The organism is Nocardiopsis sp. NPDC055824, from assembly GCF_053616335.1.
The window spans coordinates 1-6,407 of sequence record NZ_JBSHDN010000281.1; the positions used below are offsets into that span (position 1 = coordinate 1).

The following is a 6,407-nucleotide window of genomic DNA, read 5'->3' on the forward strand; positions in this document are numbered from 1 at the left end:
CGTCGCGGGGGCGCGCCTGCCGGGCCCTCTCGTGTCCCCCCGCCCCGGCGGGGTCAGAGGGAGGCCAGGGCCGCCAGAAGGGCCGTGCCCGCCGCGGCGACGGGGAGCACCAGCACCCACCGCGCCCACCGCCGGGCCCCCCGCGCGGTCGGGAGCTCCGGCCACCGGTACGCGCCCACCGCCAGGGACGCCGCCAGGAGGAACACCCCCGCAACCCATGCCCACGGGGACACCAGGTGCCAGAACCCGGCGAGGCGCGCGTACTCGAGCAGCGCCGCCCCGGCGAGCCCGTGGGCGAGCAGGCCCAGCCGGTCGGTGGGGCGGCGCCACAGGACCCCCGGTCGGCGCCGGGCGGCGAACCCCAGGGCGAGGAGGCCCGGCACGAGCGCGAGAAGGGCGGTGGCCGCTCCGTAGAGCCGCTCCCCCGCCGCGTTGTCCGGGCTGGACTCCTCGACCCCGAGCAACCTGATGCCGATGTCCTCGCTGAACCGGTGCGTGTCGGACAGGACGACGGCGCCCCGGCCGCCGGCGTAGCCGATCCACGCCGTGTGGCCGTTGGTCGTGGCGTTGCCGCCGTGGCCGGTGATCGGCACGCCTCCCAGCGTCTCCACGTACCAGCCGAGGCCCTGTTCGCGCCGTTCGACGTCGCCGGGGGCGACAGGCAGCACCGCCCCGGCGCCCGGGGCCGAGCCGTCCATCACCGCGGCCAGGAGCAGGCCGAGGTCGTACGCGGTCGTGACCAGCCCGCCGGAGGGGCTGTTGGCCTCGGCGCGGTCCGGGACGAGGGGTCGCCCGCGGTCGGCGTCGTGCACACCGAACCCCGGCCCGGCCCCGTCGGTCCAGACCGCGCTGTCGTCCATGTCCAGGGGCTCCAGGATCCTCTCCCGGACCAGGTCCGCGTAGTCGGTCCCCGCGCGGGCCGCGAGGGCGTGCCCCAGCAGGTCGACGCCGGTGTTGGAGTAGTGGTTGGTCCCCCGGAGCCCCGGGTCGACCCTCGCCCGCCCGGCGACGTCCTCCAGGAACTCCTCGACGGAGCCGGGGGGCTCGGGGTGGTGCTTGGCGGCGAACTGCCACAGGGTCTGGGGCAGACTGGTCTCCTCCCTGCTCAGCCCCGCCGTGTGCGTCGCCAGCTCCTCCACCGTGACCCCCGACAGGACCGGGTCGGCGAAGTCGAGGCCGTCCAGGAGGTCGCCGACGCGCGTGTCCGGGGTGAGTTCGCCGCGGTCGACCATGTCGGCGAGCAGCATCCCGGGGAGGACCTTGGCGACCGAGGCGGACCCGAACAAGGTCCGTCGGCCCACCGGATCGCCGCCGGTCCCGGCACCGCCCAGCTCCGCCGTGCGCACGCGGAGCGCGCCGTACCCGTCCGGTTCGACGACGGCGACCGCCAACCCGTGGTAGCCGGTGGGATCGGTGATCCCGTCCCGGACCTGTGCGGCCAGCTCCGTGTCCCCGCCGGACCGCGGTCCGAGCTCGTAGGGGCGCGGCGCTGCCGTCACCGCGCAGACCGCGGCGAGGACGGCGAGAGCGGCGGGCAGCGCCGTCACCGCCCACCGCCCGCGGGGGCGGCGCCTGTGGGGGGCGGGGTCGGGGTCGTTCATCGGCGGCGGGGCTCCTCGCTCGGGTCCGCGCCCTCGGTGGCGCGGGTGACCTGGAAGAACCTACGGCCGCGGCCCCCGGCGCCGCCCTACGCCCCTCCCCCGGTTCCGGGGTGGGGCCGGCCCCACCCCCGGAGGCGCCGGGGCCGTCCGCGCACAGGGGAGGGACGGGCTGCGCCCGCCGGGACCTCGGGGCCGGGCCCGTGCAGGGTCCTCCGAGGCGACTCGACGCCACCGGCCGCCCCGTTCCCGTGTACGGGTCCCGGGCCCCCGCACACGGGAACGGGGCCCCGGCGCGTGCGCGCCGGGGCCCCGTCGTCTCACCGCGGTCCCGCGTGGTGCGTCCCGCGGCCGCGTCCGACCGGCGCCTCCGCCCCGCGGTCGCGGAACGGTGCGCCGGTCCTACGCGCGGACGACCCCGTCCTCGCGGGCCTGGGCGGCGACCGCGGCGGAGACCGCGGGGACCACCCGCGGGTCGAAGGGGCTGGGGATGACGTAGTCGGCGGCCAGGTCGTCGCCGACGAGCCCGGCGAGCGCCTCGGCCGCGGCCAGCTTCATGTTCTCGGTGATGTCCGTGGCGCGGGCGTCGAACGCCCCCCGGAACACGCCGGGGAAGGCCAGCACGTTGTTGATCTGGTTCGGGAAGTCGCTGCGCCCGGTGGCGACGACGCTCGCGTACTTGCGGGCGACGTCGGGGTGCACCTCGGGCTTGGGGTTGGCCATCGCGAAGATGATCGCGTCGTCGGCCATGGTGGCCACGACCGACTCCGGGACCTCCCCGGAGGACAGGCCGATGAACACGTCGGCGCCGGCGAGCGCGCTCTCGATGGAGCCGCGCAGCCCGGCCCGGTTGCTGATCCCGGCCAGCTCCTGCTTGACCGGGTTCAGGTCCTCCCGGCCGTCGTGGATCATGCCCTTGGAGTCCGCGACGGCGATGTCGCCGATCCCGCCGTCGATGAGCATCTTGGTGACGGCGACCCCGGCGGAGCCCGCCCCGGAGACGACGACGCGCAGGTCGGCGAGGGTGCGGCCGGTCAGGCGCGCGGCGTTGTGCAGCGCGGCGACCGTGACGATCGCCGTGCCGTGCTGGTCGTCGTGGAAGACGGGGATGTCGAGGCGCTCGCGGAGCCGGCGCTCGATCTCGAAGCAGCGGGGGGCCGCGATGTCCTCCAGGTTGATCCCGCCGAAGGACGGGGCCATCCGGACCACGGTCTCGACGATCTCGTCGACGCCGGTGCAGCCCAGGGCGATCGGCACGGAGTCGACGTCGCCGAACTGCTTGAACAGCAGCGACTTGCCCTCCATGACGGGCAGGGAGGCCTCGGGGCCGATGTCGCCCAGGCCCAGCACCGCGGTGCCGTCGGTGACGACGGCGACCAGGTTGCTCTTCCAGGTGTAGGTCTCGACGAGCTCGGGGGTCTCGGCGATGGCGTCGCAGACGCGGGCGACGCCGGGGGTGTAGGCGAGGGACAGCCCCTCGTGGTCGTGGACGTCGACGGAGGAGGAGATGTGGAGCTTGCCACCGCGGTGCAGCGCGAAGGCCGGGTCCTCGTCGAGGTGGGAATGCTGGTCTTGGGTACGCGAAACGGTCGTCACTACTCAAACCCCTCGGTGTGCGTGTCCACCCGGCCGTCGGCCATGACGGGGGCGGACCTTGGCAGTGGTGCGAACCGCGCGCGAAGAAGTGAAGGTGCCAGGGGAGCTCTCCTCCGGTGCCGGTCGGCCATGACCGGTGGTGTCGCCGGGGGTGAGTCGTTCTTCGCCGGACTCTTATGCGAGTACTGCGCGGTCGCCTCTCACGGGGATGACCCGTTACGCAATCCTCTCACAACGGTGACCACAGGAAAATCGCGGGTCGGCACGATAGGACGGCACCGACTTATCAGCTTTTGTCGCACAATGATCTCAATAGTCGTTTTGGCTCGGGCGGTGGGGCCACGAACCCGCCTCCGACCAGGCACTCCGTGCTCTGAAGGAGACCCCACGATGGCTCTGCTCAAGCCCCACTCCGCGCCTCTCACCCTGGGCGCCCTGTCCGTCGCCGGCGTCCTGGCCCTGACCGCGTGCGGCGGGGACGGCGGCGCCTCGGAGGAGACCGCGACGCCCGAGGCCCCCGCCGTCGAGGTCGACGAGGAGCTCGCCGCGCTGGTGCCCGCGGACATCGCCGAGGCCGGTTCCGTCACGATCGGCGTCGAGGCCTCCTACCCGCCCGGGGAGTACCTGGACGAGGACGGCGAGACGGCCCTCGGCTTCAACGTGGACCTGGTCACCGCGGCCCTCGGCAAGCTCGGCCTGGAGGCCGAGTGGGTGCCGACCGCCTTCGACTCCATCGTCATCGGCGTCGACACCGGGACCTACGACCTGGGCTCGTCCTCGTTCACCGTCACCGAGGAGCGCATGGAGCAGGTCAACATGATCAGCTACTTCTCCTCGGGCACCCAGTGGTTCGCCCAGACCGGCAACCCGCAGGACGTCGACCCCGACAACGCCTGCGGCATGCGCATCGCGGTCCAGTCCGACACCACCCACGACGCCGACATCGAGGCGCGCAGCGAGGCCTGCGTCGAGGCCGGCGAAGAGGCCATCACCATCCAGAAGTTCGAGAACCAGCCGCTCGCGACCGAGACCGTCGTCTCCGGGGTCAACGACGCGTCCCTGGCCGACATGCCCACCGCCGTCTACGCGCTGGAGCAGACCGGCGAGGGCGTCCTGGAGCTCATCGGGGAGCAGTACGACGCCGCCCCGTACGGCGTCCTCACCCACAAGGAGGACACGGAGCTCGCCGAGGCCGTCGCCGCGGCCTTCAACGCCATCATCGAGGACGGCACCTACACCGAGATCCTGGGCGAGTGGGGCGTCGAGGCCGGTGTCCTGGAGACCGCCGAGGTGAACCCCGAGCTGTAGGGGCACAACCCCCACAGACATCCACCGAGCGAAAGACTGACCTGTGTCCTCACCGACCGAACCGGTGAGCGGTCCGGGGTCGCCGAATCCGACCCCGGGCCGCTCCACCGAGCCCGTCACCGCCGTCCCCGTCCGCTACCCGGAGCGGTGGGTCGCCGCGGCGGTGATCCTGGTTCTCGCCGCCATGTTCGTGCACATGCTGTTCACGAACGACGCGTTCAACTGGCCGTTCATGCTGGAGCACATGTTCTCGGACCCGGTGGTCCGCGGCGTGTGGGTCACCATCAGCGCCACCGTGCTCTCGATGCTCATCGGCATCGTCCTGGGCATCGTCCTCGCGGTGATGCGGCTCTCCGGGAACCCCGTCCTGATGGCGGTCTCGTGGCTGTACACCTGGTTCTTCCGCGGTGTGCCCCGCCTGGTACTGGCGGTGCTCTTCGGCAACATCGCCATCCTGTACACCACGATCGCCATCGGCCTGCCGTTCGACAACTACTGGATGCCGTGGCTCGGGCTGGAGGGCGACGCCCGCTTCTTCGAGATCGACACCCGCACCCTCCTGAGCGGCTACGTGGCGGGCCTGCTCGCCCTGTCGCTCTCCGAGGGCGCCTACATGGCCGAGATCATCCGGGCCGGGCTCCAGTCCGTCGACAAGGGGCAGACCGAGGCCGCGCAGGCCCTCGGCATGGGCCGCGGCAGGATCATGCGGCGGATCACCCTGCCGCAGGCCATGCGGGTCGTCATCCCGCCCACGGGCAACGAGACCATCGCCATGCTCAAGGACACGGCGCTGCTGGCGTACGTGCCGGTCACCATCGAGCTGTTCTACCAGCTCCAGGCCATCGGATCCCGGACCTACCAGATCTTCCCGATGCTGGTCGCCGCCTGCCTGTGGTACCTCACCATCACCAGCGTGCTGATGGTCGGCCAGTACTTCATCGAGCGCAGGTTCAATCCGGGGCAGTACGGCGGTATCCGCGGCCGCATCGTCGGAGGGGCTCACTGATGGGCGAGCAGGTAATCGAGACGGCCGAGGGCGCCGAGCTGCCCGCCGACGCGCTCGTGGTGGCCGACAACGTGCACAAGAGCTTCGGGCGGCTGGAGGTCCTCAAGGGCATCGACCTCCAGGTCAGGCGCGGTGAGGTCATGTGCATCATCGGCCCCTCGGGGTCGGGGAAGTCGACGTTCCTCCGGTGCGTCAACCACCTGGAGAAGCTCTCCGCCGGACGGCTGTGGGTCAACGGGGAGCTCATGGGCTACCGGCAGAAGCGCGGCCGCCTGTACGAACTCCGCGACAACGAGATCGCCGCCCAGCGCAGCGACATCGGGATGGTCTTCCAGCGGTTCAACCTGTTCCCGCACCTGAGCGTCGTCGGCAACATCATCGAGGCCCCGGTGCAGGTCAAGAAGGTCCCGCGCGCGGAGGCCACCGCCAAGGCCCTGGAGCTCCTGGAGCGCGTGGGCCTGCCGGACAAGGCGGACGCCTACCCGGACCAGCTCTCCGGCGGCCAGCAGCAGCGCGTGGCGATCGCCCGCGCGCTGGCCATGGAACCGGCCCTCATGCTGTTCGACGAGCCCACCAGCGCGCTCGACCCGGAGCTGGTCGGCGAGGTCCTGGACGTCATGCGCGACCTGGCCCGGGGAGGCATGACCATGGTGGTCGTCACCCACGAGATGGGGTTCGCCCGCGAGGTCGGCGACTCCCTGGTGTTCATGGACGACGGCCTCGTGGTGGAGTCCGGGGTGCCCTCCGAGGTGCTCTCCTCCCCCAGGCACGAGCGCACCCGGGCCTTCCTGTCCAAGGTGCTCTAGAGTCGGTCTCCTTCCCCGGGCGCCCCCCCCCCCCCGGGCGGGGGGCCCCCGGCTTTCGGCCCCGGCCCCGGCGGGGCCCCCCCGGGGCCGGAG

Annotated in this window: 5 protein-coding genes; 3 read left to right on the forward strand and 2 right to left on the reverse strand. The window is 72.5% G+C overall.

Going from position 1 to position 6,407, the window contains the following annotated elements; translation table 11 throughout:
• Positions 1-53 precede the first annotated feature (53 nt).
• Together ACWGL3_RS30115 and ACWGL3_RS30120 are read right to left on the reverse strand one after the other, a co-directional pair.
• Positions 54-1,601 (reverse strand): serine hydrolase domain-containing protein, encoded by a 1,548-nt coding sequence (locus ACWGL3_RS30115; protein ID WP_267948363.1) that lies wholly within the window; start codon positions 1,599-1,601, stop codon positions 54-56.
• A 399-nt stretch (positions 1,602-2,000) separates the two neighbouring features.
• Positions 2,001-3,194, reverse strand: a complete 1,194-nt coding sequence (locus ACWGL3_RS30120; RefSeq protein ID WP_267948362.1) for an NAD(P)-dependent malic enzyme — start codon at positions 3,192-3,194, stop codon at positions 2,001-2,003.
• Between the two features lie 390 nt (positions 3,195-3,584).
• Between ACWGL3_RS30120 and ACWGL3_RS30125 the strand changes: the two genes are divergently transcribed.
• The 3 genes from ACWGL3_RS30125 to ACWGL3_RS30135 are packed head-to-tail and all read left to right on the forward strand — an operon-like array spanning position 3,585 to position 6,314.
• Positions 3,585-4,502, forward strand: coding sequence for an ABC transporter substrate-binding protein (locus ACWGL3_RS30125; RefSeq protein ID WP_267948361.1), 918 nt, complete (start codon positions 3,585-3,587; stop codon positions 4,500-4,502).
• Between the two features lie 43 nt (positions 4,503-4,545).
• The gene (locus tag ACWGL3_RS30130; protein ID WP_267948360.1) at positions 4,546-5,508 is read left to right on the forward strand and encodes an amino acid ABC transporter permease; all 963 of its coding nucleotides are present in this window, start codon (positions 4,546-4,548) and stop codon (positions 5,506-5,508) included.
• Complete coding sequence (locus ACWGL3_RS30135) at positions 5,508-6,314, forward strand: amino acid ABC transporter ATP-binding protein (RefSeq protein WP_267948359.1); 807 nt, start codon at positions 5,508-5,510, stop codon at positions 6,312-6,314. The genes ACWGL3_RS30130 and ACWGL3_RS30135 overlap by 1 nt, the downstream gene beginning before the upstream one ends.
• The last annotated feature ends 93 nt before the right edge of the window (positions 6,315-6,407 follow it).